Origin of the sequence: Pseudoduganella umbonata (assembly GCF_014192225.1) — a bacterium.
GTDB lineage: Bacteria > Pseudomonadota > Gammaproteobacteria > Burkholderiales > Burkholderiaceae_D > Rugamonas > Rugamonas umbonata.
In genome coordinates this window covers 326,106-344,694 of sequence record NZ_JACHXS010000002.1, presented here as the reverse complement: position 1 = coordinate 344,694, position 18,589 = coordinate 326,106, and the positions used below count along the sequence as shown (strand labels likewise).

Sequence of the window (18,589 nt, the reverse complement as noted above, 5' to 3'; positions counted from 1 at the left end):
GCACGAGCGTCGCCGGGTGAACAGGATCGATCGCCTAGCGGTCCAGGCGCATGCGGTTGAATGCTCCCGTCGGCGTTTCGCGGGGCACGTCGCGCGTATCGATGTCGAGCTGCGTGACCGTGCCGGCGCCGGTGGCCGGGTTAGCCATGTGCACGCCGCCGAGGTAGCGCTTGCCCTGTTCCAGGCCGCTCCAGCTGATACCGACCGGGTACGATCCGCCCTGCTGCACGGAGGACGGCAACGCCAGCTTCACGCTGCCCCGTGTATCGTTCGGTATCGCCGTGGCATACGACAGCGTGAAGTTGGCGCTGCGGCCGTTCTTGAGCTGGAAACCCACTACGCAGATCTTCGCAATGCCCATGGCGGGATTAAGCAGCGTGACGCTTTCGTTCGAGTCGGCGTGGCCGCTGAAACCGACCAGGTCGTTGTACTGGTTCAGCACGGCCAGGTCCAGGTTATTGTCCGCACCGCCTTCGGTGTCGCGGTTCGAGATCTCGAAACGCGCGATGACGGTATTTTTCGGAATGCCGATCGATATGGCCTTCACGCCCGGGCCTCGTGCCTTGCAGGCATTCACCACGTCGTTCATCGATTCGATCGAGCCGGCGGCAACCTGCGTCACGATCTGCGCCAGGCGGGTGTACTCGCGCATGCCCCCTCGCGCTGCCGTCATGACACCGTCGAAGCCCGCCTGCACGTCGATCTGGCGGTTGCCGCTGGTACTGGTCGCGGCGATGACCGCCGGCGCTGCCACCCCGCTGTTGTAGCGTGCCTGCAGCGGGCTGCGCACCTTGTGTTCGCCGTCGTCCCACACCAGTTCGCCAAGCTTCCAGGCGCCATCCGCGGCATCGGTGCGCACCAGGCCGACGGTGTAGCTCGCGGTCTCGCCTGGCGCAAGCTGCAGCGTGGCTGGCGTGACCGTCACATTGAAACCGTCGAGACTGGTGCTGGCATGGTAGATCGATGCCGTGTCGCCGACGTTGGTGACCCGGCGGGTGATCGTCTGGTTGCCGACGACGCCGGGCAGCGCGATCGAGGCAAGGTTCAGTGCATGGCCTGCCAGGCTGCCGTGGCCGCAGTCGGCGGCTTCGCCACTGGCGCCGCACACGTACCGCTGGTAGTCCGTGGGGCTGATGTCATACACCAGGCCCGGGTCGGCGGCACCGTTCGGCACCACCAGGCCGGCGCCCTGGCCCCAGGGCAGCGTGCCGTCCAGGTCGCCTTCGAGCGCGGTCGGCAGCACGGTGCGGCTGGTGGTCATCATGGCTGACTTGATGGCGGCGGGCGACCAGTCGCCATGCCGCTGCTTCAGCAGCGCTGCGATGCCCGCCACGTGCGGCGCGGCCATCGAGGTGCCTGACATGTATGCGGAAACGCTGATGGGCCCGGCTGTACCAGCCACGACGGCACTGCGTTGTGCCGCACTCAGGCTGGGTGCGATGCCGGCCAGGATATCGACGCCCGGGGCGGCCATGTCGGGTTTCATCACGCCAGGATCGAAACCGTTCGGGCCGCGCGAGGAAAAGTCGGCGATTACCGGGCCGTGCATCGGCGTCGGCTCGCTAGCCGACATCGCGGCGCGGGCGCCGGGAGTGGCCGCGTAAGCAAGGATTGCCTCGCCGTCCGCCTGGGTCACGTAGATCGTCGGCAGGCTGTACACGTTGAGCGACGGCCCCGAACCGGTGTCCAGCAGGATGACGCCGGCGCCGCCGGCAGCCTTGACCGCTTCCACTTGCCTGATCGGATCGATGTAGCCCCGCGAGCATGCGACGATCTTGCCGGCCACCTTCTCGGGGTCGAGCTGCGCCGCGCCGGAGTCCATGTCAGCGGCGCGGAAGCATTGCTCGACAGACCAGCCTTCGGCCCCTGCCGCGGCGGCGGCGCCAGCCTGGATGAGCGGCATTGCCGGCAGCGCCTTGCCGTTGGGCGAAAGGCCCTGGAACACCTGGCCGCTGCCCAGCGTCACCGCGGCGGTGCGCGTGCGGTCGTGCGTGGCGGCGGCCACGGTGGCAAGCCATGGGCCCATGTGGTTGACGCTATTGGTGAAACCGAAGTTGCCGCCGGCAGCGGCTACGAACACGCCGGCGGCGACCGCCTGCCGGAACGCCTGTTCGGGAGGTTCCAGCGGACTCATGCCGCCCGTGATCGAGTAGTTCAGCACGTCCACGCCGTCCGTCACCGCCGCTTCGATGGCGGCGACGCTGTCGCTGTCGTAGCAGGCATCGGCCACCTCGGCGCCGAAAGGCCGGTAACTCCAGCAGACCTTGTACACGGCGATGCGTGCACGCGGCGCCATGCCGCTGCGGACGGCCACCACTTCCCCGCCCGGTGCGACGGCGGGCACGTTGGCGTTGCCGGCCGCCGTGGTCGCCGTGTGGGTACCATGCCCGCCTTTGCCCGCCGGGGCGCCCACGGAATCGCGCGGCGACTGGAATTCGCTCCAGTGCATGACGTCGCCGCTGGCCCGGAAGCCTTCGTTGAAGTAACGCGCACCGATCAGCTTGTTATTGCAGTGCTCTTCCGCGAATCCTTCGCCAGCCTGGCAGGCCCCTTTCCAGCGCGCAGGCGGCGCGCCATAGGCCAGCGTGCCGCCGTCGTCGAAGGTGGGCCGGCTATTTCCGTCGACCCGGTCGGCATACGACAGGTTTTCCGGCCAGACCCCGCTATCGATCACGCCGACAATGATGTCCTCGCCCGCCTGCTCCTGGCCGCCGAGCTGCTCCCACAGGCCGCCCGGCTGGTCGAGACCGAGGAAGGCCGGGGTGTAGTTGGTGATCACACGCTGGCGCTGGTCGGGCACGATGCGCAGGGTCTTGCCGCTGGCTTTCAGCGTGCGCACCTCGGCATCGGTGAGGCGTGCGGCGAAGCCGTTGAACACCACCTGGTACTGGTGCGTGACCGTGGCTGCGGGCAGCAGCGCCTTGACCTCGTCCTGCTTCCTGCTGAGGAAGCTTCGATACTGGCGAGCGGCCAGACTGGACGTGTCCAGGCGCTTGCCGGGCGCAACGATGGTTGCACGGAGGCCGTCGACACCGCCCCGATAACTGGCGACCGGCTGATCGGCCAGCTGGACGATGTAGGCGCGGCGCGCATCGCCGGCATGAGCCGCCTGGACGCTTGCCAGCAGTGGTAGCGCTCCCATAAGCAGCTGAAAAAGACGGCGATATCGCAGATTGCATTTCCTCATTGCGGCACTCTCCCCATGTGGTTTGCATTACTTCCCGAGCAATAGCAGCCAGTGGAATATAACAATCCCGCGGTGCGAAAAGTGTGAAATTTTGAGCAAAAAGATAATGCGTTAAAGAATTCCAACAAAATGCGACAGACATTTTGGGCGGATTTCTGGAAGTTGGAACTGGATTTCAAGGTGCATTTTCACTCGGCAGACGAGGCTTTAATATTGACAGGAACACGGCATTTTTGACCGCTTGTCCAAAACAAAAAAATCATAACGGTATAGACAGGCTGGTCGATCGACAGCATATTTGGCTTAATGACAACCCAAGGAGGTTCAATGAATTATGTTGTTTCCCGTGCGGCGCTGGCTGCATTCCTGGCCGTTGCAGCCGCTCCAGCACTTGCTGACGCGTTCAGCTCCTTAACCGTCAGCAATGTCACCGTGACGGTGATCGACCTCGACCCGAACGACGGTATTGCCGCCAGCATATCGTTCTTGCCGGACCCGGCAATTTACATGGGCGGCGCCCTCATCAGGGGCGAGGCACAGAACTATGGCGACAGCCTCAGCGGGCCCGGTGCGCAAAACAGGACCTATGCCAACAGTGGTGCCTGGCCGTCCACCAATGTGGCCAACAGCGTGCAGACCAACCTGGCGATGCAGGCCAGCAGTGTGACCGGCTCCAGCAGCGGCGTCGGGTTCAGCGCTCTCAGCATGTCTGGTAGCGCTCTCAGCGGCATGGGCCAACGGTCGCGCTTTTGGGCTTCTACCAACGTGCCGGGCAGTTCCAGCGGCCTGCTGGACTTCACGCTGTCAGCCAACACCCAAGTGGTGTTTTCGGTGGATGCATCGATGAGCGCAGGTACGACCAATGCGATCCCGTGGCAAGGCATCAGCGAAAGCGCGTCGGTCACGATGACACTGTTTGCCGGTGGCATGGCGCCGGACGCCGAGACACCGCTGGAAGACATTGCACAGCAAACCCTCATCGTTCCGGGAGGCGGATCCGACAGCTGGAACGGTGTGCTGTCGGCAAGTTTCAGCAACCTGGGCGATGCCAGCACGTCTGGCGTATTCGGCGCCAACGCCACTATCGAGGGCGTTGCCGTGCTGGCCGCCGTGCCCGAACCGTCGACCTACGGCATGCTGCTGGGCGGATTGGGATTGATCGGCATGCTTGGGCGCCGCCGCCATCGTGCCGGATAAAGGCTGCCCTCCGGCTTTGCCCACCCGACGTTGCCCGAACCTGCTCACTCACTTGCTCACCCACTTGCTCACTGAACGTAGCTCACTGAACGTAGCTCACTGAACGTAGCTCACTGAACGTAGCTCACTACCGGAGAATTCATGAAGCGCTTTGTAATGCACACCCTGGCCATGGCCTGCATGGCGGCCTCGGCCGGTCCGGCACTGGCCGCCGCCAGCAGCGGTGCGACTTTCGCCAACCTGGTCATCACGCTGACCGACCTGGATACCAGCGACGGCATCGCACCTTCGCTGACCTTGAACCAGGGCGGCCCCTCCTTCATCGGCAGCTGGACCGAGGGCTTCGGCGATGTCGCGGAAAGCTACCAGTTCCAGAACTACGCACCCCGGCAGGGAGGCCTGTTTACCGGCGAAACCCATACCGCATGGTCGTCGTCGGCCGCCAGCATCATGACCGCGAATAACGTGGCAGGTTTTACGTCGATGTCCGCGGAAGGCGCAGCGCTCAGCGGTCTCGATGGCTATGGCACGTACAACACCGTGTCCTATGCCTCACAGCCCAGCAATACGTTCACGCTGTCCGCCAACACGGCAGTCACCTTCAGCGTCCTGGCGGACATGCGCGCCAGCACGACCATGGGCTACAACCTCGACGCGGACATGGGCGAATATGCGAGCGTGCAGGCCATGCTGAACGTTGGCGGTTTGCTGAACGGCATGTATGTATCGGATCCCCAGGAACGCCGCGTCGTCGCCGCCTTCGATGTGCTCGACGACAACACCACGACCGGCGTCAGCGACAGCTGGAGCGGCCTGCTGTCGACCAGCTTTGTCAACACGGGCGCCACGGAGGCCAGCGGCGAACTCCAGGCATTCATCATCGTCGACGGCTATTCGTCGGTGTGGGATGGCGTAACGCCGGTGCCGGAACCGGGTACCTATGCAATGCTGCTGGGCGGCCTCGCATTGCTGGGCGCGGCGGCCCGTCGCCGCAAGACCTGACCAGTCGGGTTGGCGCACTCCCCGGCCCCGTCGAGTGGCCGGCGGAGGCTGGCCGGTGCATGTGCCGGCGGCGTGTGTGCAGGGTTGACCGGCTTCGATCAGCCGGCAGGCCCCGGCCGAAGCGCCTTCGCCCCGAAGACGACCGTCCGTACCACATCGGTCTCGTCGGCCAGCAGCAGCTCGGCGATCGACGCGGCGATTTTCCGCCCCCCGTCGGACGATGGCTCGATCGGCGACACCGCCGAGTAGTCGCCGGCATCCGCGCAGACCAGGCGCAGGCCGCAGGCGTCCGCCTGCTGCAGCATGGCGCGGTAGCCGCGCCGGAAATCCGCCTGCCAGGCCGCGAGCATTTCCGCGGCCTCCAGCACCGACGCCACCGGCGACTGCATGGCGCCGACCAGGCCGAGAACGTCGTTGCCGCCACAGCTGATCACGAGGTGCGTCGGCGCCTGGTTCGTTGACGCATCCCGCAGCGATGCCACTTCCCTGAACTGCGCCGGCATGTCGGCCAGGACGCTGCCGTCGCGCGCGCCCAGCGTCACCTCGTGCGCGTCGCCAAGGTGGCTGCGCAGCTGCATTGCGACCTCATGTCCTTCGGGAACATAGCCGCGGTTGTCGAAAATCGAATCCCCAAGCAATATCGCGTGTGCCATCGTCGTACCTCGCATTCGTAAAGCCGCATCTTGCCACCAAGTGCGACAGCGACTGTCGCACCACTGCGGCACGGCGCCCCGTATTCACGCTATAAATACAGCGCATTTCCGCATTCATGTCGCAAAATCCGCTCCACTGTTCTACATTGGCATGCGCCACGATGACAGGAGCCCTCCATGAAGCTGTACACCTACTTCCGCAGTTCCGCCGCCTACCGCGTGCGCATTGCATTGAACCTCAAGGGCATCGACGCGGAGCTGGTCCCCGTACACCTGCTGAAGGATGGCGGCGAGCAATTCGGCCCGGCCTACGACGCGCTCAACCCGCAGCACCTGGTGCCATTGCTGGAACACGACGGGATGGCCCTGGGCCAGTCGCTGGCGATCATCGAATACCTGGACGAGACGCATCCGCAGCAGCCGTTGCTGCCGCCGGATGCGCGCGGCCGGGCGCGCGTGCGCGCGCTGTCGCAGGCGATCGCATGCGACATCCACCCGATCGACAACCTGCGCGTGCTGAAGTACCTGAGCGACAAGCTGGACGTTTCGCTCGACCAGAAAGGCGCGTGGTACCGCCACTGGGTGGCGTTGGGCCTCGAAGCGCTCGAGCGCCAGGTCTCCCGCGACCGGGAGACAGGATCGTTCTGCCATGGCGACACGCCGACCATGGCCGACTGCTGCCTGGTGCCGCAACTGTATAACGCCCGGCGCTTCGACTGCGACCTGGCTCCATACCCCACGCTGACGGCGATTGCATCGCGATGCGAAGCGCTGCCGGCGTTCGATGCCGCCAGCCCGGACAAGCAGCCGGACGCCCGGTGAATGATCGCCCATTCCGGCTGGCTGAACACGCGCGGACGGGCGGCTTGCAGGTGCAGGGGCAAGCGGGTATGCAAGCGGGTATGCAAGCGGGTATGCAAGCGGGTATCTAAGCGCGTATCTAAGCGCGTAACTAAGCGTTTATGCAAGCGTGTAGGTAACGTGTAGGCAAGCTTGTTATAAGCGCATATGTAAGCCCATGTATCTGGAGCCGCTCCAGATACTATTTCCTCCGTTGCCGATACGCGGCGACATTCCCCGTACACATGGCGGTGGCCTACTGTGAGCACTCCACTCACATTGAAAGGAAACACCATGAACAAGTTCCACTCCCTGATCGCCGGCTCCGCACTGCTGCTGGGTACCGCCCTGTCGATGACTGCCCATGCACAGGTGGCCGGCCTTGGCCGTGTCGATCTGCTGAAGGAAAACCTGACCGTGCCCGGCAAGGAACTGGTGCAGGTGCGGGTGGACTTTGCCCAGGGCGTGGAGGCGCCCCGCCACTCGCATCCCGGCGAGGAGGTCGCCTTCGTGCTGGAAGGCACGCTGGAATACCGGATCGACGGCCAGCCGCCCGTCACGCTGAAGGCCGGACAGGCACTGTTCATCCCGGCCGGCGCGGTGCACTCGGCGCGCAACGTGCATGACGGCGAATCGAAGGAGCTGGCCACGTATATCGTGGAGAAGGCCAGCCCGCTGGTGAAGTTTGCGAAGTAAAGCCGGCGAAGCAAGGCTGGCGAAGCGGGCCGCGGGGAGTTGTTCCAGCCGGATGTTTGCCGGTACATTATCGACTCGCCGTGCCGGCCCTCCGGCACGCATCCCGGCACAGGCACCGCCGCCATCCCACCCGAAGGAGCGTACTTGAACGTCACACTCGAACCCATCACCAGGAAAAACGTCGAAGCCGTGATGAACCTGGAACTGCCGCCGCACCAGGCACAGTTCGTTGCCACCAATGCCTTTTCGATCGCCCAGGCCAGCTATTTCCCCAGCCTGCGGCCGATGGCGATTCACCATGACGGGAATCTTGCCGGTTTTCTCCTGTACAGCATCAACACCAATGACGAACCCGGCTGCTACGGCATCTTCCGCCTGATGGTCGACCCGAAATTCCAGGGCCGGGGTGTCGGCCGCCGCGCGATGGAACTGCTGCTGCGGGAGCTGCGTGCGCAGCCGGACTTACGCCGCATCACCATCTGCTACATGCCGTCCAACGAGGTGGGAAAACGCTTTTACGCATCGCTGGGATTCGTGGAGACCGGCCTGGACGACGACGGCGAAATGATCGCCGAAATCAGGCCGGCTGCTCGCGGCTCCCGTTGAGCAGCGCGTAGCCCGTTTCCCGGTCCGGCAGCACGCCGGCATGCACCAGCCGGGCCACGATGCTGCCACCGGTGCGCCCCAGCTGCGCGGCAATCTGCCCGATCGGCATGCCGGCTTCGAATTGCTGCAGCAGGGTATCGGCATCGTCGGCCGACCATTTCTTGCCCACGTTCTGCAGCACCACGCCGTTGCGCATCACCGGTGCGCGGCGTGCCCGACGTGCAGGCTCCGTTTCCGGCACGCCTCGCAAGGCATTGCGCGCGATGAACAGCGCGCGGATCACGTCGGGCGCGATGCAGGCATCGCCATCGCGCAAGGGTTCGCCGGTACCTGGGTCGAAGCCCAGCGCCAGCTGTTCAAGGATTTGGGAAGCCTGTTCCGGGGTCATGGTGCGCCTTTCAGTCAGCGGTTCATGAACATGTTAGCCGCCGGGGCAGTACGTGGCAGCCCAATGCGGTGGCCGGTGTCGTGCCTCAACAGTCATGAAAATCGCTGGAACCGTCCGTCGGAACGGGCTGATCGGTATTGCATCGGGCCGGCGTTTCGCCGATCCCGTCGCAAGTGATTCCACACGCGCAGTCCGTTCGCGAAGTACTCATGCAGTCTCCTGCCTGGCCTCCTGCCGGCTTTCGGCCTGCCGGACCACCGCCCGCGCATTCAGTGCGATCACCGCTCCCGCCAGCGACAGGATGCCCAGTGCCACCGCGATATTCGTGTGGGACGCGACCCAGCCGATCACGGGCGGCCCCATCAGGAAACCGGTGTAGCCGACCGTGGCGGCCGTGGCCACGCCGCCGCCGGCGGACATGCCCGGCGTGCGGGCTGCCGCCGCGAAGATCAGCGGCACCACGTTGGCGGCGCCGAGTCCGACCAGTGCGAAGCCTGCCGCGGCGACGGCGTAATGCGTGCCGAGCACCGCGATCAACAGGCCCAGCAGGATCGCCACGCCGCCGCACACCATCACGTTGGCGGCGCCGAAGCGCACCGTGAGCCGGTCGCCGGCAAAGCGGCATGCGGCCATCGCGATCGAGAAGGCCGAGTAGCCGATCGCCGCCGAGGCAGGCGTGGCGCCGGTGCGTTCGGTCAGCAGCAGCGCGCTCCAGTCGACCAGCGCGCCCTCCACCGCCATGCACAGCAGTGCAAGCAGGCCGAGGAACAGGGCCGGGCCGCGCGGCAGCGCAAAGTGCGAGGTGTGCGCCGCCGATGCCGGGCCCGTCATCACACGCGGCATCACGACCAGCGTGGCGGCGACGATGACGGCACTCGCCGCCAGCGCGCCGGAGCCGTCGCCGAAGCCGCCCTGGATCAGCAGGCCGCCCAGCCCCGCGCCCACCAGGCCGCCCAGGCTGAAGAAGGCGTGGAACGACGACATCGTGGGTATGCCGCGGGCGATCTCCACCTCGCTGGCGTTAGCGTTCATCGACACGTCCAATGCGCCGTTGGTGGCGCCGAACGCGAACGCCGCGAAAAATACGCCTGCCGGGTGGCTGGTGCAGATCAGCACGGCCGTCGCCACGGCAAACGCAAATGCCGATGCCAGCGTGGCTTGCCGCGAGCCCCAGCGCGTGGCAAGCCAGCCGGCCAGCGGCATCGATGCCATGGCGCCGGCGGCAATCGTCAGCAGCAGCATGCCGAGGACCGCGGTGTCGAGCCCGGCACGGGCCTGGACCACGGGCACATGCGCCGCCCACAGGCCGATGCCGGTACCGTTCAGCAGGAAAATCGTCGAGATGGCCCAGCGCGCCCGGGCGATGGTTCGGTTGGTACGGTCGGTCATGGCTTATCTTTCGGCAAGGATGAGGTCGGGACCGCCTTCGCGGCGCAGCGGGCCGAGCAGGTCGGCGGGCACGTCGGCTTCCAATGCCAGGTGGTCCAGGTCGGCGGCGACGCCGATGGTGAACGGCGCCGACGCGGTCAGGCGTTCGTTCAGCACGGCCGCGGCGCGGCGTGCGCTGCCGGCCAGCATCGCGCGTTTCAGTACAGCCTCTTCGTCGTTGGTGGCGCCGAGCCGGTCCGGCGCCAGACTGCACAGCCCCACGATGCACAGGTCGGCACGCAGTGCCTGGATGTCGGCCAGCGTACGCGCGCCGAGCACGGCACCATTGTCGGCGGAATAGGTTCCGCCCAGCAGGATCACGCGGGTGCGCCGGAATTCGCCCAATGCCAGCGCGATCTGCGGGCTGTTGGTGACGATCGCCGCCGCGCAGCCGTCGTCGAGCTGCCGGGCCAGCGCCAGATTGGTCGAACCGGCGTCGATCAGCACCGTGTCGAGCGGCTTCAGCAATGGCCGTAATGCCTGCCCCAGCAGGGCCTTGCGTTGCTGGTCCGCCCCCTCGCGCTGGGTGAAGCTCGCCACGCCGCCGCGCCGGACCGCGCCGCCATGCACGCGCCGCAGCAGGCCCGCCAGGTCGAGATCGCGCAAGTCGCGGCGGATCGTGTCTTCCGATGTATCGAAACGCCGCGCCAGTTCGGCCGCCAGCACCTTGCCCTCTTCGTCGACGGCAGCCAGTATCAGGCGCCGCCGTTCTTCTGCCAATTGCATGAGTCCTCCGTGTTTTGCATTATTTTAATTTAAAAACGCAAAAACACGTAAACAAACGCACAAAAAGGCACAAACACGCACTCACTACCGTGCAGCCGCATCAACGGTCCTTGTAAGGGGCGGCGCGCAGCGTATCGGCGGGACGGTCGGGCGGACTGGTGTCGATTTCGCACAGCCACGACTGGGCATACTCGACCGTTTCCCCATGGCGGTTGCGGATACGCTCGAATCCGGTCAGCGTGAAGCGGTTGTCGCCACACCACAGGATGCGCGGGTCGATCAGGGTTTCGCGGATGACTTGCGAATCGTGCTCCATCAGCCGGGCCAGCTTGACGGGACGGCGCAGGCCCTGGTCATCCGTATCGAGGATGCGCAAGTCGCCGAAGCGCGGCGCGGCCCGGTCGCCCAGTACCCGGCTGGGGAGCGACACGCCGCCCATGCGCAATTTCACCATCTTGATTCTCATGCTTGCCCACCAGAAAATATACTGTGTTTTTATACAGTATATCAGGACCGGCCCTGCGCACCGTCTTTTTACAATGACCAGCTGCGGCACCGCCCCAGTGGCTGCCGCAGGACCGCTTTCCACTGTGGCAATCCGCCGCGACTTCGGTTGCAAAGTCATCATACAACCGGTCGGCGGCAGGCACCGTGCTGGTATAATCGGCACTTCTCGAGGATACCCATGAGCATGATCGACATCACCGCCACGCCCGCCGCACCGAAGAAGCGCCACCGCAACCTTGCTCAAGGGGTAGTGGAAAGCATTGGCGCGAATATCCGGGAAGGCATGCTGAAACCGGGCGAAAAACTGCCCACGGAATCGGTGATCATGGGGCTGCATGGGGTCAGCCGCACCGTGGTGCGCGAAGCAATCTCGCACTTGCAAGCCGCCGGGCTGGTGGAAACACGCCATGGCATCGGCACTTTCGTGCTGGAACCGCCGGCGCCGGGGCTGCTGATCTCTCCCGATACGATCCGCACGATCGAAGACGTGCTGGCTATCCTGGAACTGCGCATCAGCCTGGAAACCGAGGCGGCCTGGCTGGCCGCGGCGCGCCGCACCGAAGAGCAGGTGCGCGAGATGGGCGAAGCGCTGCAGCACATCCTGCAGGGCGGCTCGATCGAAGCGGACATGCAGTTCCACATGCTGATCGCGCAGGCCACCGGCAACCGCTATTTCGTCGACATCCTCACGCACCTGGGCACCACGATCATTCCGCGCGCCCGCCTCAACTCGGCGCAACTGTCGCACGACGAGCCGTCGGCCTACCTGCAGCGCGTGAACCGCGAGCATGAAGACATCTTCCATGCCATCGAGCGCAAGGACCCGGAAGGTGCCCGCGCCGCGATGCGCACCCACCTTTCCAACAGCCGCGAACGGCTGCGCAAGGCGCAGGAAGAAAGCGCCGGCGGCTGAGCGCTGCCTGGGCGGACCTACCCTGTCTCCCGAGCACTGAGTAGAGCTGGAGAAATATTTCCGGAAAAATGGGGACGTACCCCATTTTTCCGGCAACAAAATGGAGAGGTATGGAGCGCTGGACAGCCCATCTGTCCAGCAACGTTTCTGAATATACACGGTCCGGCGTCCGGTTCTTTCCCTGCTCCTGGAATGTTGCCTGTCAAAACGCTTGCCCTGCTTTCGATATGGTTGTACGATGTCATACAACGATGGCGAGCCATCAGAACCCCTTACCTGTTGTTCCACTCATCAAAGAAGCGAGACACTCATGCAACCGTTAGAACTCCAAAAAATCCTGAACCATGGCCTGCTGTCGTTCCCGGTCACGGACTTCGACCAGGAAGGCAACTTCCGCGCGGATACGTACGCGAAGCGCCTGGAGTGGCTGGCTCCGTACGGCGCGTCGGCCCTGTTCGCCGCCGGCGGCACGGGTGAGTTCTTCTCGCTGACGCCGAACGAATACGGCGACGTCATCAAGACCGCCGTCGACACCTGCCGCGGCGTGGTGCCGATCCTGGCCGGTGCCGGTGGCCCGACCCGCCAGGCGATCGCCTATGCCCAGGAAGCGGAAAAAATCGGCGCGCAGGGCATCCTGCTGCTGCCGCACTACCTGACCGAAGCCAGCCAGGACGGCCTGGTGCGCCACGTGGAAGAAGTCTGCAAATCCGTCGATTTCGGCGTGGTCGTGTACAACCGCGGCGCCTGCCGCCTGACCGCCGACTCGCTGGAAAAGCTGGCCGACCGTAACCCGAACCTGATCGGCTTCAAGGATGGCATCGGCGACATCGAGCTGATGATGTCGATCTGGCGCCGCCTGGGCGACCGCTTCAGCTACCTGGGCGGCCTGCCGACGGCGGAGATTTATGCCGCTGCGTACAAAGCCCTCGGAGTCCCTGTATACTCGTCGGCTGTCTTCAACTTCATGCCGAAGCTGGCGATGGACTTCTATCACGCTGTCGCCAACGACGACCGCGCGACCCAGAACCGTCTGATCGACGAATTCTTCCTGCCGTACCTGGCCATCCGCAACCGCAAGGCTGGTTACGCCGTGTCGATCGTCAAGGCCGGCGCGAAGATTGCAGGCTACGACGCCGGTCCGGTGCGCGCACCGCTGACCGACCTGAACGAAGAAGAATTCGCGATGCTGGAAAAACTGATGCGAGCACAAGGCCCGCAGTAAAAGGAGAGCACATGCAGCAGATTAAAGGTGAAATGATCATTGGCCGCTCGACCGTGAGCGGCAAGGAAGGCTCCGTCAAGGCCATCGATCCGTCTCGCAACGAGCAGATCGAGCCGGCTTTCGGCCTGGCTTCCCAGGCCGAGCTGGACCTGGCCTGCAAGCTGGCGTGGGAGGCGTTCGATCGCTACCGCGAAACGACGCCGGAACAGCGTGCCAAGTTCCTGGAAACGATCGCTGACCGCATCATGGACCTGGGCACGACCCTGGTCGAACGTGCGATGCAGGAAACGGGTCTGCCGCAGGCCCGCCTGGAAGGCGAGCGTGGCCGCACCTGCAATCAGCTGCGCCTGTTCGCAAAAGTCGTGCGCGACGGCCGCTACCTGAGCGCCACGCTGGACTCCGCGCTGCCGGACCGCGCACCGGCACCGCGCCCGGATATCCGCCTGCGCAAGATCGGCCTGGGCCCGGTTGCCGTGTTCGGCGCCAGCAACTTCCCGCTGGCGTTCTCCGTGGCCGGTGGCGACACCGCGTCCGCACTGGCAGCCGGCTGCCCGGTCATCGTCAAGGCGCACTCGGCTCACCTGGGCACCTCCGAGCTGGTGGCGAAAGCCGTGCAGCAGGCCGCCATCGAGTGCGACATGCCGGAAGGCGTGTTCTCGATGCTGATCGGCTCCGGCCAGACCATCGGCCAGAACCTGGTCAGCAACCCGGTCATCAAGGCCGTGGGCTTCACCGGTTCCCGCGCCGGCGGCGTGGCACTGATGAAGACCGCCGCTGCCCGTGAAGAGCCGATCCCCGTGTATGCGGAGATGAGCTCGATCAACCCGGTGTTCATCCTGGAAGGCGCGCTGTCGTCCAACGAAAAGCTGCCGCAGCAATTCGCGGATTCGCTGACGCTGGGCGCTGGCCAGTTCTGCACCAACCCGGGCCTGCTGATCGCGATCGATTCGCCGGCACTGGACAAGTTCCTCGAAGGCACCAAGGTGGCGCTGGCCGCCAAGGGCGCCGCAACGATGCTGACCCCGGGCATCCACTCCGCTTACAACAAGGGCGTGGCTCAACTGGCCGGCATCGAAGGCGTGACGCTGGTTGCACAAGGCAAGACAAGCGAAGTGCCGTGCGGCGCGGTTGCTGCACTGTACGAAACTTCCGGTGAACACTTCCTGGCCAAGCCGGAACTGGAAGGCGAGATCTTTGGCCCGACGTCGCTGCTGATCCGCGTCAAAGACGAAGCTGAACTGGTAGCGGTAGCAGAACACGTCGAAGGTCAGCTGACCGCCGCCGTGCATGCCACCGGCGCCGACATCGCCGTGGCGAAAAAGCTGCTGCCGACCCTGGAACGCAAGGCTGGCCGCATCCTGTTCAACGGCTTCGGCACCGGCGTGGAAGTGTCGCACGCGATGGTGCACGGCGGCCCGTACCCGTCCACGTCCGACAGCCGCTCCACCTCGGTGGGCGCATCCGCGATCGACCGCTTCCTGCGTCCGGTCTCGTACCAGGACGTGCCGGCCGAGCTGCTGCCGGCCGCGCTGGACAGCGCCAACTCGCTGGGCATCCCGCGCGTCGTCGACGGCGAGCTGGTGCTGAAGTAATGGCGAACCCGTCGATCGAACGTATCGACGGCGTGCATTGCGCGACGGGCGAAAGCCCGGCGTGGGATGCCGCTGCCCGGGCGTGGTACTGGGTCGACATTCCCGCGAAACGCGTCTGGCGGCTCGATACCGCCGGAAAGGCGCGCTCGTGGGACCTGCCCGAGATGGCCGGCTGCGTGGCACCGCGTGCCCGTGGCGGCCTGATCGCCGGCATGGAAACGGGGATGTATGACGTCGACCTGTTCGACAACGGCACGGTGGCGACCACGCTGCTGGGCAAGCCGGCCGATCTCGGTGCGGGCATGCGCTTCAACGATGGCCGCACCGACCGCCAGGGCCGCTTCTGGAGCGGCACCATGTTCATGGACATGGCTGCCGCGAAGGACATCGGGCAGCTGTACCGCTACGATGGCAACGGCCTGTCGCAACCGGTGGTGTCCGGGCTGCTGACGCAGAACGGCCTGTCCTGGTCGCCGGACGGCAAGACGATGTACCTGTCCGATTCGCATCCGAAGAGCCGCCTGGTGTGGGCCTTCGATTACGACACCGCCACCGGTATCCCGTCGAACCGCCGGGTGTTCGCCAACCTGGCCGACCATGTGGGCCGTCCCGACGGCGCCGTGGTCGATGCCGATGGCTGTTACTGGATCTGCGCCAACGATGCCGGCGCCCTGCTCCGCTTTACGCCGCAGGGCAAGCTGGACCGCCGCATCGACGTGCCGTTCGCGAAACCGTCGATGTGCACGTTCGGCGGGCCGGACCTGCGGACGATGATCGTGACCTCGATCGTTTCCGGCAAGCCCGAGGATGCCGAATGGGGTGGCAGTGTCATCCTGCTGAACCCGGGTGTGCAAGGGTTGGCGGACGCTTCGTGCGCGTTCTGATGTAATTCGTTTCGCCGTTGTAAAAGAAGAGCCCGCGTTCACGACTGTGATGCGGGCTCTTATGTTTTACAAGTTATACCGCCTGAGCCATACCAACTATCAATAGTATGCATCAGGGCTGCACTCGGAATGCCAAGTTGATTTTAGCGTTAGCACTTTGCCTGCGGGGTGTTTTAGTGAAAAAAGCGTTAGATGACGTGATACTTGGATTGGCAGGCAAGATCGCTAAAAATTTTCCCGATAAGCCATCAGCATTAATACGTGTCTGCCACATAGCTAAGAACTGCTCGCGACTGTAAGTTCGGTTGCCAGCGCTCGAGTCAGCCAGCCACACCGTTTCACTATTGATCCCACGTAAAACGGTGAAATGGTCACCCCTATCGTGCTTTACATATACGACGACCGGCATCTTTAGCCGCACTAATTGTTCCCAGCTAGCGGCGAATCCTTGCGCCCGGAAGCCAAATTGAGATAAGCCTCGTGCCATATCGTCGAAACTGGCGCGACCAGTGCCCTTATCCATAGCTATAAGCAGAGCTTGTTCTGTTACATGCTGTCCGTAATAGCCTCCAAGCAATGTTGCTAGCGATGCTGCACCACACGAAAAATCTAAGTTCTGTTTAATAACTCCTTCATCACACGATGTTTTCCAACTTTTGATCGGCACTCGGCCGCTGGCTGAATGCGTAAAAATGATCGCGCTATCGCCGATATCTTTTCGTGCACCTGAAATCGACAACGTACTGTGATGACTAGTTTCTGACAGCCTAATTGGATTAATATATGGCTGATTGGACTTCGCATGTGGCGCGAGTGCCAGAAGAAGCACCCCCAGAAAAAAACCTATTATAATTACTCATGATTGCGGCCCCTTACATTCCTCCGCCAGTCGTTATAGCACATTAAAATGACACATACCATCCCCACCCAACAACCAAAAGCCGCAGCGAGAGACATCCCAATCCATATGCCTTTATCAGAGGGAAAAAGCACAACGTAAAACATGAATAATAAAAAAAACGAGGAAAACATTACAAGAAAAATTTTGCATTTACTCCACTGTTTCTTCTCAGCATATCCCGCGATAACTCCTGATAGAAAACCTGCCACTTCAACAAAAACACTCATTTTACACCCCCTATAAAAATATCTCCGCACCATACATGGCGCGGAGACATAATTATTACCATTCGCGGTATTTTCGATATTGTGCTAGACCGAAGTTGGCTGCCACGATACTAGGACGCCAAGCAATATTCCCGACAATCCCTCCCCCGGCGGCTTTAAACTGGTAATTAATGCCAGCCCAAGTATCCACAAATCCTGATTCATTGCTCTTGCTTGCGCCTTCCAAACCGCTGCTGCGTTGGCTCATAGTCACCCCGCTAAAACGTGAATATATCTCGGCCTTGGCTGTGAGACCATAACGTAAGCCCAACGTAACGACGTTCGTATCGCTATTACTTATGCTATCGCCAATTAGAGTAGGTAGCGTAATAAACGATGTCGGACCTGTTTGGACAGTAACTGGTTCAGCTGTCGATATGCCTTGACGGTCAGAATTGGCGTAAGAAACTGACAAGTCCAACTTCAATTTTCCTTTGTCTGTTAAAAGATCCTCAAGCGTAAGGGGTATATCCGCCCAAGCAAACTGGGGAAGTGATAACAATGTTGAGATAATGAACAGTGTCGCAAAACGCATATTTCCTCCTGAAAATGCAGCCCATTCGAAGCAACGACGCTAAATTCAACCATTAAATTATTATTGACCATAGGAAATAAAAATCATTGCTTTTACGCATGCTTAAGGCGGTTGCCTATTTGGCGAAGATCAACTTGACTGTGCATTGCGCGACGGGCGAAAGCCCGGCGTGGGATGCCGCTGCCCGGGCGTGGTACTGGGTCGACATTCCCGCGAAACGCGTCTGGCGGCTCGATACCGCCGGCAAGGCGCGCTCGTGGGACCTGCCCGAGATGGCCGGCTGCGTGGCACCGCGTGCCCGTGGCGGCCTGATCGCCGGCATGGAAACGGGGATGTATGACGTCGACCTGTTCGACAACGGCACGGTGGCGACCACGCTGCTGGGCAAGCCGGCCGATCTCGGTGCGGGCATGCGCTTCAACGATGGCCGCACCGACCGCCAGGGCCGCTTCTGGAGCAGCACCATGTTCATGGACATGAGTGCCGCGAAGAACATCGGGCAGCTGTACCGCTACGATGGCAACGGCCTGTCGCAACCGGTGGTGTCCGGGCTGCTGACGCAGAACGGCCTGTCCTGGTCGCCGGACGGCAAGACGATGTACCTGTCCGATTCGCATCCGAAGAGCCGCCTGGTGTGGGCCTTCGATTACGACACCGCCACCGGTATCCCGTCGAACCGCCGGGTGTTCGCCAACCTGGCCGACCATGTGGGCCGTCCCGACGGCGCCGTGGTCGATGCCGATGGCTGCTACTGGATCTGCGCCAACGATGCCGGCGCCCTGCTCCGCTTTACGCCGCAGGGCAAGCTGGACCGCCGCATCGACGTGCCGTTCGCGAAACCGTCGATGTGCACGTTCGGCGGGCCGGACCTGCGGACGATGATCGTGACCTCGATCGTTTCCGGCAAGCCCGAGGATGCCGAATGGGGTGGCAGTGTCATCCTGCTGAACCCGGGTGTGCAAGGGTTGGCGGACGCTTCGTGCGCGTTCTGATGGATTTTTAGTACCTGCTGTAACGAAAGAGCCCGTATCCACGAAAGTGGACGC

The 18,589-nt window shown here is 63.3% G+C and carries 18 protein-coding genes; 10 read left to right on the top strand and 8 right to left on the bottom strand.

The genetic code is table 11. The annotated features are described in order from the left end of the window. Positions 1–34: 34 nt before the first annotated feature. The gene (locus tag FHS02_RS31930; RefSeq protein ID WP_175424845.1) at positions 35–3,142 is read right to left on the bottom strand and encodes a S8 family serine peptidase; all 3,108 of its coding nucleotides are present in this window, start codon (positions 3,140–3,142) and stop codon (positions 35–37) included. A 372-nt stretch (positions 3,143–3,514) separates the two neighbouring features. On the opposite strand from FHS02_RS31930, the gene FHS02_RS06565 reads away from it, so the two are divergent. Then, on the top strand, positions 3,515–4,384 hold the full coding sequence (locus tag FHS02_RS06565; protein WP_175424846.1) for a PEP-CTERM sorting domain-containing protein: 870 nt from the start codon (positions 3,515–3,517) through the stop codon (positions 4,382–4,384). 141 nt (positions 4,385–4,525) lie between these two features. Then, positions 4,526–5,386 (top strand): PEP-CTERM sorting domain-containing protein, encoded by an 861-nt coding sequence (locus FHS02_RS31395; protein ID WP_229422243.1) that lies wholly within the window; start codon positions 4,526–4,528, stop codon positions 5,384–5,386. 98 nt (positions 5,387–5,484) lie between these two features. Here the strand turns inward: FHS02_RS31395 and FHS02_RS06555 are convergent, their stop codons facing one another. Then, on the bottom strand, positions 5,485–6,039 hold the full coding sequence (locus FHS02_RS06555; RefSeq protein WP_137314804.1) for an SGNH/GDSL hydrolase family protein: 555 nt from the start codon (positions 6,037–6,039) through the stop codon (positions 5,485–5,487). 177 nt (positions 6,040–6,216) lie between these two features. Here FHS02_RS06555 and maiA point away from each other — a divergent pair, with 177 nt between their 5' ends. The 3 genes from maiA (at position 6,217) to FHS02_RS06540 (ending at position 8,181) form a co-directional block, all read left to right on the top strand. Then, complete coding sequence (gene maiA, locus FHS02_RS06550; RefSeq protein WP_137314805.1) at positions 6,217–6,861, top strand: maleylacetoacetate isomerase; 645 nt, start codon at positions 6,217–6,219, stop codon at positions 6,859–6,861. A 312-nt stretch (positions 6,862–7,173) separates the two neighbouring features. Then, positions 7,174–7,575 carry a cupin domain-containing protein gene (locus FHS02_RS06545; RefSeq protein ID WP_137314806.1) on the top strand — a complete coding sequence of 134 codons (402 nt, stop codon included), beginning with the start codon at positions 7,174–7,176 and terminating at the stop codon, positions 7,573–7,575. Between the two features lie 144 nt (positions 7,576–7,719). Then, positions 7,720–8,181: a GNAT family N-acetyltransferase gene (locus FHS02_RS06540; RefSeq protein ID WP_137314807.1), complete on the top strand. Its 462-nt coding sequence runs from the start codon at positions 7,720–7,722 to the stop codon at positions 8,179–8,181. Here FHS02_RS06540 and FHS02_RS06535 read toward each other — a convergent pair. The 4 genes from FHS02_RS06535 to FHS02_RS06520 all read right to left on the bottom strand — a co-directional run bounded on the left by FHS02_RS06535 (position 8,153) and on the right by FHS02_RS06520 (position 11,189). Further along, the gene (locus tag FHS02_RS06535) at positions 8,153–8,569 is read right to left on the bottom strand and encodes a hypothetical protein (RefSeq protein ID WP_137314808.1); all 417 of its coding nucleotides are present in this window, start codon (positions 8,567–8,569) and stop codon (positions 8,153–8,155) included. The genes FHS02_RS06540 and FHS02_RS06535 overlap by 29 nt on opposite strands. Before the next feature lie 207 nt (positions 8,570–8,776). Then, the gene (locus FHS02_RS06530; RefSeq protein WP_137314809.1) at positions 8,777–9,958 is read right to left on the bottom strand and encodes an MFS transporter; all 1,182 of its coding nucleotides are present in this window, start codon (positions 9,956–9,958) and stop codon (positions 8,777–8,779) included. A gap of 3 nt (positions 9,959–9,961) precedes the next feature. Then, positions 9,962–10,723 (bottom strand): DeoR/GlpR family DNA-binding transcription regulator, encoded by a 762-nt coding sequence (locus FHS02_RS06525; protein ID WP_137314810.1) that lies wholly within the window; start codon positions 10,721–10,723, stop codon positions 9,962–9,964. Positions 10,724–10,823: 100 nt separating this feature from the next. Continuing rightward, complete coding sequence (locus FHS02_RS06520; RefSeq protein WP_137314811.1) at positions 10,824–11,189, bottom strand: hypothetical protein; 366 nt, start codon at positions 11,187–11,189, stop codon at positions 10,824–10,826. Positions 11,190–11,414: 225 nt separating this feature from the next. On the opposite strand from FHS02_RS06520, the gene FHS02_RS06515 reads away from it, so the two are divergent. From FHS02_RS06515 to FHS02_RS06500, 4 genes are all read left to right on the top strand, one after another. Next, a complete protein-coding gene (locus tag FHS02_RS06515) occupies positions 11,415–12,143 on the top strand; it encodes a FadR/GntR family transcriptional regulator (protein WP_137317531.1) in 729 nt (242 codons plus the stop codon). Between the two features lie 310 nt (positions 12,144–12,453). Next, a complete protein-coding gene (gene kdgD / locus FHS02_RS06510) occupies positions 12,454–13,365 on the top strand; it encodes a 5-dehydro-4-deoxyglucarate dehydratase (RefSeq protein ID WP_137314812.1) in 912 nt (303 codons plus the stop codon). Between the two features lie 11 nt (positions 13,366–13,376). Further along, complete coding sequence (locus FHS02_RS06505; RefSeq protein ID WP_229422244.1) at positions 13,377–14,957, top strand: aldehyde dehydrogenase (NADP(+)); 1,581 nt, start codon at positions 13,377–13,379, stop codon at positions 14,955–14,957. Further along, complete coding sequence (locus FHS02_RS06500; RefSeq protein ID WP_175424847.1) at positions 14,957–15,841, top strand: SMP-30/gluconolactonase/LRE family protein; 885 nt, start codon at positions 14,957–14,959, stop codon at positions 15,839–15,841. The genes FHS02_RS06505 and FHS02_RS06500 overlap by 1 nt, the downstream gene beginning before the upstream one ends. A 112-nt stretch (positions 15,842–15,953) precedes the next feature. Here FHS02_RS06500 and FHS02_RS06495 read toward each other — a convergent pair whose 3' ends face one another. Together FHS02_RS06495 and FHS02_RS06490 are read right to left on the bottom strand one after the other, a co-directional pair. Continuing rightward, positions 15,954–16,580, bottom strand: a complete 627-nt coding sequence (locus FHS02_RS06495) for a C39 family peptidase (RefSeq protein WP_221403796.1) — start codon at positions 16,578–16,580, stop codon at positions 15,954–15,956. A 444-nt stretch (positions 16,581–17,024) separates the two neighbouring features. After that, positions 17,025–17,543: a hypothetical protein gene (locus tag FHS02_RS06490; RefSeq protein WP_137314813.1), complete on the bottom strand. Its 519-nt coding sequence runs from the start codon at positions 17,541–17,543 to the stop codon at positions 17,025–17,027. Positions 17,544–17,641: 98 nt separating this feature from the next. Between FHS02_RS06490 and FHS02_RS06485 the strand changes: the two genes are divergently transcribed. Beyond that, a complete protein-coding gene (locus FHS02_RS06485) occupies positions 17,642–18,535 on the top strand; it encodes an SMP-30/gluconolactonase/LRE family protein (protein WP_175424848.1) in 894 nt (297 codons plus the stop codon). The last annotated feature ends 54 nt before the right edge of the window (positions 18,536–18,589 follow it).